This window comes from Mesorhizobium sp. USDA 3734, from assembly GCF_056279665.1.
This window is the reverse complement of sequence record NZ_JBWCCW010000001.1, coordinates 4,738,832-4,754,124: the sequence shown is the minus strand read 5'-3', so window position 1 is coordinate 4,754,124 and position 15,293 is coordinate 4,738,832. Positions and strand designations below refer to the sequence as shown.

The following is a 15,293-nucleotide window of genomic DNA, read 5'->3' as shown; positions in this document are numbered from 1 at the left end:
CCTGAGCACCGCGGTGCTGGGTCAAGCTTTCGATGAGGAGACGCGATGATATTCTTCGAGGAGGAGTGTGATCTCCTCGATGCCTTCATCGGTGAGGGCCAAGATCCCCGTCGTCATCGTTGGCGCCGTACACCCAGATGACCCCGTCCTCGGGCTCGAGACCGAGGGCCAGTTCCTGGATGAGCGCTTCGCGGTCGCCGAGGTCCCTGGCGACACGTTCGACGGTGTAGAACGTGATGCACCTTATTGCGCTGCATAATCAGGCCGCCGCTGGTGGGCCCGCAGTTTTGCGGATCGCCGATTCCACGGCAGCAAATCATCGATCCGATGGGCCGGCTAGGCGGGCAGTCGGGCTAGGACGTGGGCGAGCCAGACCTACGGGTCGATATCGTTCGTCTTGGCCGTCGCAATCAGGCTCTGAAGCGGATTGGCCAGTCGATCGGCATCAAAAGCAAGCTGACGCCGGTCTTGGTCAGGTTCGACTCGAGCCCTGGTAAAGCTGGACGGTACCAATCGGCACCGGCGCATTTCGCACGGCACCAATTCGGGTGCGGCGAATAAGGAAGCATCGCGCCGAATGGCTCCCCGTCGTGCTGCAGCTTGCGTTCAATCTTCAAGGCCGAGGTTCTCGCGGACGGCGACGAACTCCATTTCGGGCGTACTGATACCGCCGCATCGTTACCGCGATGATAGGAAAGCAAAGTGCCGTAGATGGAAGAGTTCGTCTCGGTGTCCTGCAATCGAGGTCGGTCCGCGTGAGACAACGGCAGAGAGAGGTTGCAGGGGAGGGAGGTCGTCTGATGCACAACCCCCATTTGGCACCTCAACAACTTCCATGCCTGCCAGAAAAGCCCTTTTGGACTGGTGCATACGCGTTTGCCAAAAAATTCCGACCGGTATCGATCCCAGGCAGGTCGCACAATGTGCTTCGGAGTCGCGTGGGAAACAGGACGCCTACATCTCGTCCTGCAGAAGAAACTCAATGGCGCGAAGCTTGCGATCGGGGTCGACCGGCTCTACTACACCAACGATATCGACGCGCCGATCAAAATCTTCAGGTTACGCGTGCAGTTCGTAGTCAGGCCCAGAAATTAGATCGTTTCCGGGCGTTTCCTGCCGCGCTTGCCCACACATTGCAGCGCGACCGACCAACTTGGTCTTCGTCCGCACCAAGGTGTGGCTGAGCTCCCAAAGGGCCTCTGTGACGCGGAGCGATAGACGTCGATATAGCGCGTCAGCCGGGCATTGCCCCGTGACGGTGGCGGGACCTCAGCCCAGGCCTAGGATGAAGCGCCGATTGGGTGAACGGATAGGTCGCGCGTTCAATGGATAGAGTGAGGTAAATCGCTCCATGTCTGCTGGGTCGACGTCAACCGGTTCCATTGCCACCATCCACTCGACGTTTTCGGTGCATGGCGGCGTCGTCAATGATCCTTCATATGTCCAGTAGCCAAGCGAAGCCGGTAGAAGCTCGTTGGGGTCGACCTCGTCGACCGCTGTCTCCTCGCCTGAGTTTGCGGGAAATGCTGCGGCAAGGCTGGCAAAGCTGGCATTTGTCGCGCCCGGCGTCAGAAATACGCCCAGCACACCCACAGTATCGCTGTCGGCGTCTTTATGGACGAAATGCGCTTCCATCGGAAAACTCCTGCCCGCGACGTGGTGTTCGCTCGGCGCATGGAAATGGAACTGTAGCAGGTCGTAGACACGATCCCCGCGGGTGAGCGTGCTGCCTTGCGGCAGGTTGACTTGAATGGTGTGGCCGTTGTTCACCATCCTGCCGCCGCCCTTGTGCCAACCTATGGCGATGTAGGGAATATCCGCCTTGATGGCGCCCTTGATATCGATCGGCGATTGCTGCGTGCCCGTCGAGCAGACGAAATTCCTCTCATCCAGATCGCCCCAGTGTTCGGGTCCTGCCGGGCCGGCATATCCCCAATGGGTACTGGCCGCCCGCGCGGCTTCAGCGCAAATGGCACACCCGCCGAGTGCAATGAACCCTTTGATCAGATTACGACGATGCATATTGCTTCGCTCCTGGATTTGAACCGAGCTTTTAATTGAGGTTGTTATGGCGGGAGCTGCAGTCGCAACTATGATGTGGCAACATCGTCGCAATTGCGCCGAACAGCTCGGTATACGACCAGCGCGTCGCGCAGGGCTTCACGTCACCGCATACAGGACATCGTCGCCGGGACCGCCATCCTCACCGCCGGTTTGTCGCGGCCATTGTCGCTCGCTAGATGGTTCCAGCTATCTGTGCCGAATACGTGGTCGTTGCCTCCACCACCACCGTTTGCCCTGGCAATCCAAATCATACGACCTCTCTTCCGAAGATGGTCTCGGCACCCGGGCCTCCAACTACTCCGATGTTGCCCACCACGCCAAGTTACGCCTTCATATTCATCATCGGACAACTAGAGAAATCGATTGCTACATCGACGATATGGATGCATTCACGACCATGCGCGGCGCTGCTGACGACGCCCCTGTGCTCGGATCGGTGGAGAGACCCTAAGTGCATGTGGGTACATCCCCTCGGCAGTTTATCGCACACCCGGCGTAGGCCGATCCACTTGTCTTTGACATCGTTTTAGTGTTCTTCCGGCCTGTATTTTATCACCTGCAGGTTGAGACGCTCGGCCGACAGGTGACCGATTGCCTGTAGGATGCCATAACTCGCCACCACCACGTCATGTTTGGCTTTGGCTTGATTGATCTTCCCGGTGATGACTGCGGCCTGGGCGTTGAGAACGTCGAGCGTGGTGCGCTGGCCGACATCGCGCTCCTCGACGACGCCATTCAAGGCAAGCTGCGCAGCGGCAATCACCTGCCTGTTGGCCGCTAGAGTTTGCCGGGCTGCGGTATACGTGGTCCACGCTGCAGTCACTTGCTGACGCACCAGGTCTCGGCCGACGTCGATATCGATCCGGGCCTGACTGAGCGATTCCTTATTCTGTCGTACAAGCGCCGAAGTGCGGCCACCCGAATAGATCGGTATGGTCAATTTCGCGCCGATAGTAGCTGAATTGGTCGTACCGTCCTGCTGGCTGGCAATAGGCGAGGTGTTGCTATAGGCGCTCGAGACGCCGGCGGAAGCGGATAGCTGCGGCAGCAGCACACCTTCGGCCGATTTCACCGAAAACGCTGCCGCGTCGACCAGATGTTCCGAGGCGAGGATGGTGGGGTGCTCGCGTGATGCAGTCACGAGTGCCGCATCGAGGCTCGCCGGCAACAGCTTCGACAGCGGCGAAGCGGCCCTGAGCCTCCCCGGCTCGTGGCCGACTAACTGACGATAAGTCGCCGCGCTTACCAGGACCTGCTCGCGGGCGGCGGCCAATTGCTCCACGGCAGAGGCGCGCGAAGCGTCGGCCTGAGCGACGTCAGTTCGCGTGACTTCGCCGACCTTGAAGCGTGAACGCGCAGCTCGCGCCTGCTCGGTCAGGAACCGCACGTTTTGATGCGTTAGCACCGCTACCTGCCGGTCGCGAACGACGTCCATATAGGCCTGGGCTGCTTTGAACAGGATGTTCTCTTCGGTGTCGCGCAGGCTTTCTACCGAAGCTCTTACCTGCGATTCGGCGGCCGCGACATTGTTCCTAGTCTGAAAACCGTCGAACAGCGTCTGCTTGACCTGCACGCCATATTCGCCGGTCGTCGTGCGCTTGTTTTTATTCTTCCCGTTAACATGGCTGCTGGACTGATCGATGGTCGCGAAACCCTCAATCGTCGGGCGCCACCCTGACTTTGCGATTGCCACGCTCTCGTCGGTGACGCGAACATTGGCGCGGGCCGAATTCAGAGAAGAATTGTTCTCGTATGCCTTCGATAGGGCCCTCAAAATGCTCTCGGCCGAAGCGTTCGAGGAGAGCGGTACAGTCGCTATAATCAAGAATGCCAGTCCGGCCAGTCTCTTACTTGGTCGCAAATTCTTTCTCCAATTATGAACGCTGGACAATCACGGGCCAGGGGTGCACGCCCCCCGCGTTGAACGCACCCAGAATGCCCGGGCCGCAACTAAGACGCTGTCGAGTGGCTGAGGCGCCACCTGCGTGCGTATCTGCGCCTGCAACGCTGTGGTACCGCGGTCAGCTTTTCGCGAAGGCTGATAAATTGAACAAATAGATTGTTTGGAACTGGATCATCCAAATCATGGATACATTCAGCACATTCCCTGAGCTGCCGTTGGACGAGACATTCGCACCAAAGGGCGGCTCGATCGCGACACCTGCGACTGTTGTCCAAGATCGTCTCCGACCTCCTGGTGGAGCGGAGCTCGATTCATCAATAAGGGAGGACCCTGGGGCGACTGCGCGCGCGATGGCCGCACTCACAACCACCTCACCCAGGTTTATGCTTCGTGCCGCGGCCGTGTGCGCGCGCTCACTTTCAGAGCGTCGAACGCAACGAGGAGATTGAGGCCCCAAATTCGGCTTAGGCGATAGAGTGGACGGGCAACAGCCAATGTCGGACAGTGGTTATTGACGTGTTCTGATATTCGCCCAGGTCGGCCTGCAACGCCGGCGCATGAAGGCAGACTTGTCAATCTCGAACGAGATCGGCAGCGCTCGACCGAACGTGATCACTCACACGCTGCTTTGTCGTTCCATTGATGCCGTGGTGCTTGCACTAGGACTTGCAGCTTTCCGTCAACCACCAAGACGCAGATTTCGTTCGGTTAAAATGAGCTTTGGAAACGGAGTATGCCGGCGAGGCTGTTCTTTTTGCAGGCGCCAGTCCAATTCACTCCGGAACGGTCGGCCGTGCAGAGGCCGAAGTGGCCGTAATGGTAATAGTCGACTTCGGCTGTGACTGTGAAACCTGGAACGACCAGATAGGCGATGTTTGCAGCCACACCAGCGTTCCTGAACTGATCACCCGATAGCTGAAGGTTGAACGAGGTTTTCTCGTCGAACTCGTAAGTGGCGCCGGTCCAGAAAGCCCAGTTGCCGCCCCAGGTTTTGTAGAAGCCGCGACCATGAGCGGCGACCGGGTTGGTTGGGTCATCGTTGAGATTGCCAATGGAGCCGTAGCCAAACATTCCGAATAGCGACAGGTCATCTGTGACTTGGACGTCAACGCGGACCTTGCCGGCCCAAGCTTCGTAGTTGCTATCACGAGCGATCACGCCGGTGATCGCGCGCCACCCCTGCGTCTGCTTCACGCCGACGACGACGTGCGGAACATGGCTGTCGATAGTACCGACTGCACCCGATCCTTGTTCGAGGGAAACCACTGCAGAAAAGCCATTACCGGCATCGAAGTAGTACTGAGCCACGTTGGCATCGAAGTCGCCGTACGGAACGAGTATGTTATCGAGGACGTTACCAGCGTAGCCTGTAAACGTGTCGAACGCCGGCCCGTCCTTACCAATTCGGAGGCCACCAAGCTGCATCCAGGCGGAAGCCAACTTGACGCCGCTGTTGAATGCATGGTTCTGAGGACTCTCCGGACCCGAATAAGCGTTGCGGTTGCCGAAGTTGATGAGGGTTTCGGTATAGGTCCTCAACGCGCCGAGCTCGGTCTCTTGGCCGGTCCAAGTTTTGAACGTGAAACGCGCGTTCTTTCGCCAAGTCCCCTGAGCCTCGCCAGTTCTCAGATCGGAGGTTCTTGCCCCGTCATTTCGGACATCGCCGAGGCCGATGTCGTAACGGATGTAGCCGCCGATGCGCAGGCAGGTCTCGGTGTCGGGGATATAAAAGTATCCCGAACCGTAGACGTCGCAGATCTTGACGTATTCGGTCGGGTCCGGCGCGGAGACTTCGTCAGCTGCGCAAGCGACCGAAACGGAGATCAGGGCCGCAGCTGAGCCGAGAAAAAGGCTCCTTACATTCATTCTGGATCTCCAATCAAAATTAAATGCGGTGAGCGTCAAAGGGCGAGCCGTTGGCCATCCCGCGAGCAAAAAAAGATGTGCATCCGTCGGTCTTCAATGCAGAGCAGCAAGCGACGTGCCATCCTGAAGACGTAACTCCGTGCTGACACTTGGATGGCCGGCGCAACTTCGTCGCGCTCCCTTCTTTTTGATTTGGGGGGCAGGCTGCGCGCGAAAGCAGACGTAGGGGCACGGTTCGTCTGTTCGATCTGTGACACTTTCGTTGGATTCCGACAGCATTTGTTCGCCGTGAAGCCTCTGGGTCGAAACATCATGCGCCGTCGCCGATCGGTAAGTCAGGCGGAAGCCCCGTTGCGCGGTGCCGAGCATGGCGCGTTCCGTTTTGCAGCGGCACATGCGAATTCTGGCCTTGTGCGACTCACCTGGCGCTTTGCGCCGAGCCCGATCTGGCGTCGATCATGCGCCTAGGGGCGCAGCTGCTTTCAGCGACCGGTCAGCAGGCTCTTAGGATCGCGGCGGACCTGGTGATTACGTCGACCACATCCCCTGATAGACAGCGCGCGAGAGCCAAATGGTCTTGGCGGGCAATCGAAAAAAGAGCTCGCCAGATGCTGGTAATCGCTACCCGAGGGCGCGCTACCAGTCGGAGAGCAAGGCAAAATGATCCCGGTCATCTCGCAGCATATAGCGATACCGCGCTACGGCGTCTCGTCGAGAAAGGGGCAGCCTGAAGGGGAGCGGTAGTAAATCGCCGTGTCAGGACTGACATTAACCCATACAAGTTCGCGGCGAAAAGCCGGACGGACTGACATAGCTCAAGGACAGAAGGAGAGTGCAGCGACAAGGATGTTGGTCCGCGGCATGGGACGATAGCTATTGCAGACCTCGATCCTGACAAAATATCGCGAGGCCCGACTGCCTTGGTACACCATCTATCCGACTGTGCCGGACTTCTCCACGACGGTCGGTGCGGAGGATTATGAGGAATGGCTGAGGGGCCTGCCTGCCGGCGATTCGGTGTCGCTCTATGTCCACATTCCGTTCTGCCGATCGATTTGCTGGTATTGCGGCTTCCCTACCACAATCACCCGCCGGGATGGGCCGATTCTTAACTATCTGACGGTGCTGCGTGAGGAGATTCGTTTGGTCTCTGAGCAAGCGCCGCAGGCGCTGCCCGTGAGCGACGTCCATTTCGGCGGCGGAACACCGACCCTCATCGGGCCAGCGGAGTTCTTGGACTTGATGGTACTCCTGCGCCGCAGCTTCGCGTTCAGGAAAGCGACCGCCGTCGCAGTCGAGATCGACCCACGCGCGTTCACGGCCGAGATGGCCGAAACCTTAGGGGTAGCCGGCGTGAACCGGGCAAGCCTTGGCGTGCAGAGCTTTGACCCCAAAGTTCAAAAAGCGATCAACCGGGTCCAGAGTGAGGCGCAGACCGCGGCCGCCGTCGAAAATCTCCGCGGGCATGGAATCAGCCGTATCAATTTCGACCTCATCTTCGGTCTCCCTAAACAGACTGTGCAGTCCTGTGTCCAGACCGCGACGGCGGCGGTCGCCATGCGCCCCAACCGGGTCGCGGTGTTCGGCTACGCGCACATTCCTTCCGTGATAAAGAATCAGTGCCTGATCGAGGAGGCAGCTCTACCGGATAGCGATGCCCGTGCCGAACAGGCTGCGGCCGTGGCCGAGACGCTGATAGCCGCCGGTTACCGAGAGATCGGGCTCGACCATTTCGCCTTGCCGGACGACGAACTTGCCCTGGCGCAGAAAGCCGGTCGCCTGCGCCGCAACTCGCTGGGTTATTCGGCCGATACGTGCAAAACTCTGATCGGTTTCGGCGCGTCCGCTATCGGCCGAATCGGCGGGGGTTACGTCCAGAACGAGGTCACACGGGATCGTTATACCCGGCACATCGCGGCGGGCCGTCCGGGGACGTCAAAGGGCTATCGTCTCACCGACGAAGATCGCGTGCGAGCCGCAATCATCGAGCGGCTGATGTGCGATTTGGAGGCCGACGTGCCGGCCATCTGTGCCGCCCACCAATTTGATCCGCTCCGTTTTGTCGATTCCGTTGAACGCTTGGCGATGTTGGCCAAGGATGGGATTGTGGACATCGAAGATGGTTTCATCCGCGTGCGGCAGGAACATCGCTTTGTGGTTCGTGCTGTTGCTGCCGCATTCGATGCTTTTCTCGCGAATCGCTGAGCGAAGGCCAAGGGGAACCCAATGGAATTACCACCCGCCAGGGCGGAAAGCTGGCCGGCCTTCAGAGCAACGGCAGCGGGGGCCGCCCCTGGCCGTCTACGGCGTTATGGTTCTTAGTGGGTTAAGGCTTGGTTCTTGCACGACCTTTTCATCGCCGCTTGGGCACATTGTGAACCATGTGCTCTCTTCGTCGTGACGTCACCGCGGAGGACGAGAAAACATTGTTGAGGGACGGGTACGAGCTGCCTCAGTCGTTCGTTCAATCGAAAGCACTGTCTGCGGAGGAAGCTCTCCATCATGCAGTGCTAGGAGACGCTGTGCGACTTCCTGATCAGCTGCCGTGAGCCGATGATTCAGCCGAAGAAAATCCATCCAGGTTGGCGTGCGGAATGTCTCCGTCCAAATCGAAGGCGTTTGAATGTTTCGCTGGAGTGTCCAGTTTCGTGCACCGGCACGGCTCTGAACGTGGCGCCTTGCGCGCATGTAGCCCAGAAAGGTCTCGATATTCTGTTCGGATATAAGATATTCGACCTTCACGACGATGGGGCCACTCCTGGGCTTCAACTCGAGTGCCAACTCCGGTGGGTGAAAATCCGAACTTTCCTGATCCGTTTCTTCCCACGGACGGACCGGCAACAGTATTCCCGCAGCTGCAACCAGCAACAGAGCGCCTGCGGCGCCCTCCAAGGCCCAGGTTAAGGAGTAGTTCTGTGCTACAGTACCCCAGATCCAGCTGCCGGCCGCCATACCGCCTGCGCTCAAGGCGTAGTATATCGAGAGTGTGCGGCCGACGACCCACCTTGGGCTTGCCAGCTGCACCGATACGTCAATGCCCGTCCAGGTGATAAGCCAACCCGCGCCACCGAGCGCCAGCGAAATGGCGGCCACAGGGACCGACGATGTCAGTGCAAGGCAAAGGCAACATGCCGCACAGGCGAGAGAGGCGAATGCGATCAGCCTGTTTTGAGACGTGATCCGCCTTAGAAAGTTATTGCTCATCCCCGCGAAGAAAGCCCCTATTCCGAAACCGGCCAACAAAATGCCGTAGACGATCGGCCCGCTCTTCAACTGATCCCGGACGACGAGCGGGAGCAGCGCAAGGATGGAGATGCTTGCCAACCCGAAAAGCGTTGCACGGACAATCGCGGCCCTGATCTCCAAGGACATCGCCGTGAAGCGCACTCCGTCATGAATTGCCATCGTCATTCGCTCACGAGGGAGAGGCGAAGAGCGAACTTTCCATTTAGTGCGCCATATTGCGCTTAGAGGCGCCAGATCGCTCAGCGCGGCCAGGGCGAAAGCGGCCAGCGGTCCAAAAAATGCCAAGACCACGCCCCCCAAAGCCGGACCAACGCTGCGCACAATGTTGTATCCGACAGACATAAGCGTCACCGCAGCTGGGATGTCGCGCTTGGGAAGGATATCGCCAACAGAAGCGTGCCAGGCCGGATCATTCAAGGCAAAGCCGCAGCCGGCCAGGAAACTTAATCCGAGAATTAGCCATGGACTGGCAAATCCCAGTCCCACGGAAATCATCAGAGTCGTTGATGCCAACGCTATCAGGCAGTGCCCCGCAAACATCACCCGTCGGCGGCTGAAGTTGTCGGCGATGGCTCCGGCAAGGATTGAGAGGAAGAATACCGGCAATGTGGATGCGGCCTGCACGAGTGCAACCATCAAATCGGACGCTGAAATGGTGGCCATCAGCCAGCTGATGGCGACCGTTTGCACGAGCCACCCGAGGCTGGATATTTGGGTGGCCGTCCAGATCGAGCGAAACACTTGGTTTCGAAATGGAGCGAGCGTCGCTGAGATGGGCATATGAGTATTTGTTTCGGACTGCATGACGATCGGTTGCCTTCGAGGGGCCTGTTACTCAATTCACGGCTGCCACTACTGCCGTTACGATGTTGATCAATGGAGGGGTAGGGGCAGCCTATCGATTTAGGATGACTTCATCGCAATGAAGAAGCCGTGCATGAGCTCGGTCACCTCCGCTCCCCTAGACTGGCCAACCAGTCCTCGCGCCCAACAAGGTAGCCTTGCCGATCGTCCTGCTCGAAAAGAATCGCCGGCAGGTCATCGCTCTCGCGTCACCGAACCAGCACCCATGAGGTTTGCCTGCGACTACTTTTTCGCATTGGGCCCGTTTTGCTAATGTCATTCGTGACCAATCCTGTTCATGGCCGTACGGCTAAATTCCAACGACGATGGCGCCTCCGCTGAGACCGGCACCTGCCGCCGCAAGGAGAATTTTTTCGCCGGGCCGAAATGGCTGCGCCCGATGCGATAGCGAGAGCGAGAGCGGGATCGTCGCGGCGGAAGAGTTGCCGTATTCGGCGATTGTCTTGACGACAGCACCGTCGGCGATCCCAATGTAGCGCCCGACGGCATCGAAAATGCGGATATTGGCCTGGTGTGGCACGAACCGATCGATGTCTTGCGACCGCATTCGGGCAGCACAGAGCGCGTCCTGCGAGCAGCGGGACATCATCTCCACGGCCTTGGCGAACACTTCGCGGCCGTCGGCAATCGTCATGCGGGTCTGCTCGAGGTCCAGGCCGCCGTGGAACGGTGTGTTGCTTCCTCCGGCGGGAATCTGGATCAGCCCGTAGCCCGAGCCGTCCGAAGCCACCGCGGCGCCGAGAATGCCCCGATCCGACTCCTCGCACGGACCAATCACCACGGCGCCAGCGGCATCGGCAAACAACACGGCGCTTGCGCGCTCGGCAGGATTGATGCGGCGACTGAGGATGTTGGCGGCGATGACAAGGGCCGCTTTGCCATGCAGGCGGGTGAACCCGTCCGCGAACACCAGCGCATAGATGAAGCCGGCGCAGGCGCCTGTCAGGTCGACCGCACCGGCGCGGCCTAGTCCCAACTGATGTGCGACCAGTGGCGCGCTCGGCGGCAGGAGATGGTCGGGCGTCGACGTCGCAAGCAACAGCAGGCCGATGTCGCCACGGTTGATGCCGGCGTTCGCCAACGCCATGTCGCCGGCATGCGCCGCAAGGCCCGACAGCGTATCTTCATCCGTTGCCCAGAAGCGCGACCGGATCCCGGTGCGCTGTTCGATCCAGCCGGGTTCGAGTCCGAGACGGGTCTCGATTTCCGGGTTCTCCACCTTTCGGGCCGGCGCATGATGGCCGAACCCGAGAAAACGCGACGATCTGCTCATGCCCTCGGACCGAAGCGTTCGCCGGCCTCTTCGAACGCGTCATACAATTCATCGAGCTCCTCTCCGGTGATGCAATAGGGCGGCAGAACATAGAGCACATTGCCCAGCGGGCGCACGAGCAGGCCGCGCTCCAGGAAGAAAGCGCGCAGCTTTGGTCCGATCTCGGCCAGATAGCCGGCCGAGGCGGCGCACAGATCGAGAGCTGCGATCGTGCCGGTCGCCCGACAATCTGTGAAGTTGGCGTTGTTGCGAAAGCGTCGAAGCCCGGCGGCCTGCCCGGCGCTTAAGGCCGTAATCCGCTCGGTCACCGGCTCGTCCTGCCAGATCTCGACATTGGCGAGTGCGGCCGCGCAAGCGATCGGATTGGCGGTGTAGGAGCTCGAGTGGAAAAAGGTCTTCTGCCGGTCTTCGGAGTAATGGGCCTGGAAAATGGCATCGGTGGCGAGCGTGGCCGCCAGCGGGATGGCGCCACCGGTCAGGCCTTTCGAGGTGCACAGGATGTCCGGAGAGATGGACGCCTGCTCGCAGGCGAACATGGTCCCAGTGCGCCCCCAGCCGGTCATCACCTCGTCGGCAATCAGCAGCGTGCCGGAGGCTTCGGCGATCTTTTTCAATTCGGTCAGAACCCAGGCCGGATACATCAGCATGCCGCCGGCGCCGAGCACGAGCGGCTCGACGATCAGCGCGGCTGCCCGCCGGTCGCGGGAGACTGCCTCGAACCGATCTAACGTGTCCTGCTCGCGCCCTGCGGCCGGAAAGGGAATGGTATCGACCTCGAACATCAGCGGTTCGTAGGCGGCGTTGAACACGCCGCGGGCTCCGACGCTCATCGTGCCAATTGTGTCGCCATGATAGCTGTGTTCCATGACGACGATGCGCGAACGCGGCGCGCTGATGTTGCGGTAATAGCCGAGCGCCATCTTCAGCGCGACTTCGACGGAGGTCGATCCACTGTCGGAATAGAAGACCCAGTTGAGGCCTTCGGGCGCTATTTCGATCAGCGCCAAGGCCAATTGCTCTGCCGGCTGATGGGTGAGACCCGCGAAGATCACTTGGTCGAGCATCTCGGTCGCATTCCGGATTGCTTCCATGATGCGGGGATGGCGATGGCCGTGAGTGACCACCCACCAGGAGGAGATTGCATCGAGGATTCGCTTTCCGTCATTCGTCTGTAGCCAAGCCCCCTCAGTGCGGACAACGGACGGCATGGCCGGCTCGATCGCGTGCTGGGTGAATGGGTGCCAGACCGGCGACCGCGACATCATTCGCCTCCGCCAATCTGGGCGAGGTCGAAGCCGGCAACCATCGCCTTCCGCAACGTTTCGCTCGTCAGCGGAGCTAGGTGTGGCAGCCTGCCGAGTTGACGCACCGCGCCGAATTCGCTGATTGTCCTTTGCGTATCGGCTACCTCTTCGCCGATGAAGGCGATGCCGATAAGCGGGATGGAGCGAGCCCGCAGGGCTTCGATCGACAGCAGAGTGTGGTTGATCGTGCCGAGCTCGGTGCGGGCGCACAAAATGACCGGCAGCCGCCATTCAGCGAAGATGTCGATGAAACTTGTCTGTCGGTTGATCGGCACCATTAGTCCGCCAGCGCCTTCAATGACGAGCGGTGTTGGCAGGACAGGAAATGAAAGATCGGCTGCCTCGATCGAGACGCCGTCGATTTCGGCTGAACGATGAGGCGACAGAGGGTTGTTCAAGCGGTGGGCTTCCGGCAGCACGCGCCCCGACGGCAGGCCGGCGAGCCGTTCAACCACCTCACTGTCGGTCTCCTCATACAGACCCGATTGCACCGGCTTCCAGTAAAAGCCGTCGAGCAGGCCCGCGAGCCCCGCCGAAAACACCGTTTTGCCAATTCCGGTATCTGTTCCGGTGACGACGATACGCTTGCTCATGCCGTGGCCAACACCTCGACGAGTGTCTCGACCATGGCCGAAATGTCAGCCTTGCTGACATTCAGCGTCAGCGAAATACGCAGCCGCGACGTGCCCTCCGGCACGGTCGGCGGACGAATGCCGCGTATGTCGAAGCCGCGGGCCTGCAGATCCGCCGCTACCGCCATGGTGCGCGTCACCTCGCCGATCACAATTGGCTGGATCTGCGAGCCGTTGGGCTTTGCTCCGCAACGCTCGGCCAGTTGCCGGCTTGCGAAGGCAACGTGCTCATGCAGCTTAACGCGGCGCATCGGCTCGTCGACCAATATTGCGAGCGCTTCGCGCGCCGCCACTGCCATGAGCGGCGATGGCGCGGTGGCGTAGATAAAGGGCCGGCAGCGGTTGACAATATAGTCGCACAGCACACTCGGCCCGGTAACGAGCGCGCCGGATGCACCGAGCGCCTTGCCGCATGTATGGAGAGCCATGATGTTGTCGTGGCCCTCGAAAGCAGAGGCGAGGCCGCGGCCGTCCGATCCCCAGACGCCGGTGGCATGTGCCTCGTCGACCACTATGAATGCGTCGTGCCGATCGGCAAGGGCGACCAGGCTCTCCATCGGCGCGCAGTCGCCATCCATGCCATACAGGCTTTCGACTGCGATCCAGACACGCCCCATGCCACCTTCGGCGCGCCAGCGTCTGATCGCATCCTCAAAAGCATCAATGTCATTGTGCGTGGCCAGCCTGAACTCGGCGCGGCCGGCCCGCGCCCCTTCATGCATGCTGGCATGGGCGAGTTCGTCGAGGATCAGCAGGTCGCCCTTCTGCGGCAGGGCGGTCAGCAGGGCGAAGTTGGCGATATAGCCGCTGCCGAAGAACAGCGCCCGTTCGGCCCCGAAGAACGCCGCCGCATCCGACTCCAACGCCTCATGCTCCGGCGCGTTGCCTCGCAGAAGCCGCGATCCGGTGGCGCCGACCGGGGTCCCACGCGCGATTGCCGCCGCGACTGCATCGCCAAGTCTCTTCGAGGCGGCAAGCCCGAGATAGTCGTTGGACGAGAAGTCGAACCCGATGCGCGGCGCCAGTGTCCGCAGCCGGCCCTTTCGTGCCAGTCCCTGCAAGGTTGCTTCATAGCGGGCAAGCGGTGGCTCGTTCATTGTGCCTCGCATTGCATCGGCTCGATGCCGAGACGTCTAAATAGACGAGTATCCTTGTCCTCGCCGGGATTGTCCGCGGTCAGCAGCGTGTCGCCGACAAAAATGGAATTGGCGCCGGCAAAGAAGCACAGCGCCTGGGTTTCGTCGCTCATCGCCGTCCGTCCGGCGGAGAGCCTTACATAGGACTTCGGCATCATGATGCGGGCGAGCGCAATTGTGCGGACGAAATCGATGGGATCGATGGGGTCGGCCTCGGCAAGTGGCGTGCCTTCGATAGGGATCAGCATGTTGATCGGCACGCTTTCCGGCGGCTCGGGCAGGTTCGCGAGCGTGACCAGCATGTCGATGCGATCGGCCTTTTCCTCTCCCATCCCGACGATGCCGCCGCAGCAGACCTTCATGCCAACCTCGCGCACGTGCCCAAGTGTTTCCAGCCGGTCGGCAAAGGTCCTGGTTGAAACAACCTGGCCGTAGTAGCGCTCGGACGTGTCAATGTTATGGTTGTAGTAGTCGAGACCGGCCGCCTTCAGCCGCTGCGCCTGACTGAGGTCCAGCATTCCGAGCGTCATGCAGGTCTCCATGCCGAGCGCCTTCACTCCCTCGATCATGGCGACCACGGAGTCGATGTCGCGTCCCTTCGGGCTGCGCCATGCGGCGCCCATGCAATAGCGAGTGGCGCCGGCGTCCCGCGCCTTGATCGCTTCGGCAATGACACGCTCCACCTCCATCAGCTTGGACGCCTTCAGGCCGGTTTTGTAATGTGTAGACTGGCTGCAATAGCCGCAATCCTCGGGGCATCCCCCGGTCTTGATGCTGAGCAGCCGCGATAGCTGCACCCGGTTGCGATCGAAGTTCTGGCGGTGGATTGTCTGAGCCAGGAAGAGCAGGTCATTGAACGGCATGCCGTGGATAGCCTCGGCCTCTTTGCGGTTCCATCGGGATAGTGTCCCCTCGATCGGTTTCATCTCCTGGTTCACATCTGATCCCCTTCATTCCAATCGTCATCGTCAAAAGCTTTTTGTCGCTGGTCCGACAGCGTGTGCA

Annotated in this window: 11 protein-coding genes and 1 pseudogene; 1 reads left to right on the top strand and 11 read right to left on the bottom strand. The window is 60.2% G+C overall.

From position 1 onward, the window contains the following. Positions 1 to 259: 259 nt before the first annotated feature. The 5 genes and pseudogenes from ACZ89F_RS23025 to ACZ89F_RS23005 form a co-directional block, all read right to left on the bottom strand. Positions 260 to 423, bottom strand: a pseudogene (locus ACZ89F_RS23025) (transposase domain-containing protein); the annotation flags it as partial. Then, a complete protein-coding gene (locus ACZ89F_RS23020) occupies positions 411 to 740 on the bottom strand; it encodes a hypothetical protein (protein ID WP_476097478.1) in 330 nt (109 codons plus the stop codon). The gene ACZ89F_RS23020 and the pseudogene ACZ89F_RS23025, both read right to left, overlap by 13 nt. Before the next feature lie 529 nt (positions 741 to 1,269). Further along, the gene (locus ACZ89F_RS23015; RefSeq protein ID WP_476094376.1) at positions 1,270 to 2,022 is read right to left on the bottom strand and encodes a carbonic anhydrase; all 753 of its coding nucleotides are present in this window, start codon (positions 2,020 to 2,022) and stop codon (positions 1,270 to 1,272) included. 568 nt (positions 2,023 to 2,590) lie between these two features. Continuing rightward, positions 2,591 to 3,898 carry a TolC family outer membrane protein gene (locus tag ACZ89F_RS23010; protein WP_476097342.1) on the bottom strand — a complete coding sequence of 436 codons (1,308 nt, stop codon included), beginning with the start codon at positions 3,896 to 3,898 and terminating at the stop codon, positions 2,591 to 2,593. A gap of 777 nt (positions 3,899 to 4,675) precedes the next feature. Next, entirely contained in the window at positions 4,676 to 5,833 is a 1,158-nt protein-coding gene (locus ACZ89F_RS23005) for a porin (protein WP_476094375.1), read from the bottom strand. Between the two features lie 876 nt (positions 5,834 to 6,709). Between ACZ89F_RS23005 and hemN the strand changes: the two genes are divergently transcribed. Next, positions 6,710 to 8,038 (top strand): oxygen-independent coproporphyrinogen III oxidase, encoded by a 1,329-nt coding sequence (hemN, locus tag ACZ89F_RS23000; protein WP_476094374.1) that lies wholly within the window; start codon positions 6,710 to 6,712, stop codon positions 8,036 to 8,038. Positions 8,039 to 8,236: 198 nt separating this feature from the next. On the opposite strand, the gene ACZ89F_RS22995 is transcribed toward hemN, so the two are convergent. From ACZ89F_RS22995 to bioB, 6 genes are all read right to left on the bottom strand, one after another. Beyond that, the gene (locus tag ACZ89F_RS22995) at positions 8,237 to 9,883 is read right to left on the bottom strand and encodes an MFS transporter (protein ID WP_476094373.1); all 1,647 of its coding nucleotides are present in this window, start codon (positions 9,881 to 9,883) and stop codon (positions 8,237 to 8,239) included. A gap of 349 nt (positions 9,884 to 10,232) precedes the next feature. Then, positions 10,233 to 11,216 (bottom strand): beta-ketoacyl-ACP synthase III, encoded by a 984-nt coding sequence (locus ACZ89F_RS22990; protein ID WP_476094372.1) that lies wholly within the window; start codon positions 11,214 to 11,216, stop codon positions 10,233 to 10,235. Beyond that, positions 11,213 to 12,478, bottom strand: coding sequence for an adenosylmethionine--8-amino-7-oxononanoate transaminase (locus tag ACZ89F_RS22985; protein ID WP_476094371.1), 1,266 nt, complete (start codon positions 12,476 to 12,478; stop codon positions 11,213 to 11,215). The genes ACZ89F_RS22990 and ACZ89F_RS22985 overlap by 4 nt, the downstream gene beginning before the upstream one ends. Next, complete coding sequence (bioD, locus tag ACZ89F_RS22980) at positions 12,478 to 13,113, bottom strand: dethiobiotin synthase (RefSeq protein WP_476094370.1); 636 nt, start codon at positions 13,111 to 13,113, stop codon at positions 12,478 to 12,480. Before bioD ends, ACZ89F_RS22985 begins: the two co-directional genes overlap by 1 nt. Next, positions 13,110 to 14,249 carry an 8-amino-7-oxononanoate synthase gene (locus ACZ89F_RS22975; RefSeq protein ID WP_476094369.1) on the bottom strand — a complete coding sequence of 380 codons (1,140 nt, stop codon included), beginning with the start codon at positions 14,247 to 14,249 and terminating at the stop codon, positions 13,110 to 13,112. Before ACZ89F_RS22975 ends, bioD begins: the two co-directional genes overlap by 4 nt. Continuing rightward, positions 14,246 to 15,214, bottom strand: a complete 969-nt coding sequence (gene bioB / locus ACZ89F_RS22970; RefSeq protein WP_476097341.1) for a biotin synthase BioB — start codon at positions 15,212 to 15,214, stop codon at positions 14,246 to 14,248. The genes ACZ89F_RS22975 and bioB overlap by 4 nt, the downstream gene beginning before the upstream one ends. Between the last annotated feature and the right edge of the window lie 79 nt (positions 15,215 to 15,293).

What these genes read in the sequence shown, in the direction of transcription:
- ACZ89F_RS22990 (WP_476094372.1), bottom strand. Translation starts at nt 11,216, where the DNA reads ATGAGCAGATCGTCGCGTTTTCTCGGGTTCGGCCATCATGCGCCGGCC.
- ACZ89F_RS22975 (WP_476094369.1), bottom strand. Translation starts at nt 14,249, where the DNA reads ATGAACGAGCCACCGCTTGCCCGCTATGAAGCAACCTTGCAGGGACTG.
- ACZ89F_RS23015 (WP_476094376.1), bottom strand. Translation starts at nt 2,022, where the DNA reads ATGCATCGTCGTAATCTGATCAAAGGGTTCATTGCACTCGGCGGGTGT.
- bioD (WP_476094370.1), bottom strand. Translation starts at nt 13,113, where the DNA reads ATGAGCAAGCGTATCGTCGTCACCGGAACAGATACCGGAATTGGCAAA.
- ACZ89F_RS22985 (WP_476094371.1), bottom strand. Translation starts at nt 12,478, where the DNA reads ATGTCGCGGTCGCCGGTCTGGCACCCATTCACCCAGCACGCGATCGAG.
- ACZ89F_RS22995 (WP_476094373.1), bottom strand. Translation starts at nt 9,883, where the DNA reads ATGCAGTCCGAAACAAATACTCATATGCCCATCTCAGCGACGCTCGCT.
- ACZ89F_RS23005 (WP_476094375.1), bottom strand. Translation starts at nt 5,833, where the DNA reads ATGAATGTAAGGAGCCTTTTTCTCGGCTCAGCTGCGGCCCTGATCTCC.
- bioB (WP_476097341.1), bottom strand. Translation starts at nt 15,214, where the DNA reads ATGAAACCGATCGAGGGGACACTATCCCGATGGAACCGCAAAGAGGCC.